The sequence below is a fragment of the Microvirga sp. P4_G7 genome (assembly GCF_056401005.1).
Map to the genome: position 1 here is coordinate 1 of NZ_JBFUKD010001066.1, position 789 is coordinate 789.

Here is a 789-nt window from a genome sequence, read left to right on the forward strand (position 1 = left end):
TCCCTACACCCAGGCCCTGCTGTCTGCGGCTCCCATACCCAATCCGAAGGCGCACCGTCAACGCGTGGTTCTCAAGGGCGATATTCCGAGCCCGATGAACCCGCCGTCGGGATGCGTGTTCAGAACCCGCTGCCCCTTCGCGATCGAGGATTGCGCCAGGATCGTTCCGCCGCTCGAAACTGCTGGGCCGGACCATCATGTGGCGTGCATCCGGCAGAACGATCCTGAGGTGATTTCTCAAGGACAAGTATTGTGAACGTTCGATCGCCGTCCGTGACGGATCCTTATCTTCGGCTGAAGGCACTCGGCATCACGTTGCCGCCGCCGCCATCGCCGATCGCCAATTTCGTGACCTTCGTGCAGGAGGGAAACCTGTTGTTTCTCTCGGGGCAGGGGCCGCAGGAGGTCGACGGCTATCTTCATGCCGGAAAAGTCGGCGCGGATGTCACGGCCGAAGAAGCTTATGAACACGCGAAACTCACGGGCATCAACCTTCTTTCGGTGATGCACGACGCGCTCGGCGACCTTTCCCGTGTCAAGCGTATCGTCAAGCTGCTTGGCATGGTCAACGCCGTGCCGGACTTTCGCGATCATCCGAAAGTCATCAACGGCTGCTCGGACTTGATGATGTCGGTCTTCGGCGATGCCGGGCAGCATGCCCGCTCGGCCGTCGGGTTCGRCTCGCTGCCGAACAACATCACGGTCGAGATCGAAGCGATCGTCGCAATCGAGGCCTGAGAGCGAGCGATGCGAAACTCAGCGCCATCCCAACGTCGCTTCGATCCGCTC

2 protein-coding genes are annotated in these 789 nt (G+C 60.8%); both read left to right on the forward strand.

Annotated elements, in window-relative coordinates; all coding sequences use genetic code 11:
* A partial coding sequence (locus AC1DT3_RS23040; RefSeq protein ID WP_477467482.1) for an oligopeptide/dipeptide ABC transporter ATP-binding protein occupies positions 1-256 on the forward strand: 256 nt, incomplete at its 5' end.
* Between the two features lie 17 nt (positions 257-273).
* Complete coding sequence (locus tag AC1DT3_RS23045) at positions 274-738, forward strand: RidA family protein (RefSeq protein WP_477467483.1); 465 nt, start codon at positions 274-276, stop codon at positions 736-738.
* Positions 739-789 lie beyond the last annotated feature (51 nt).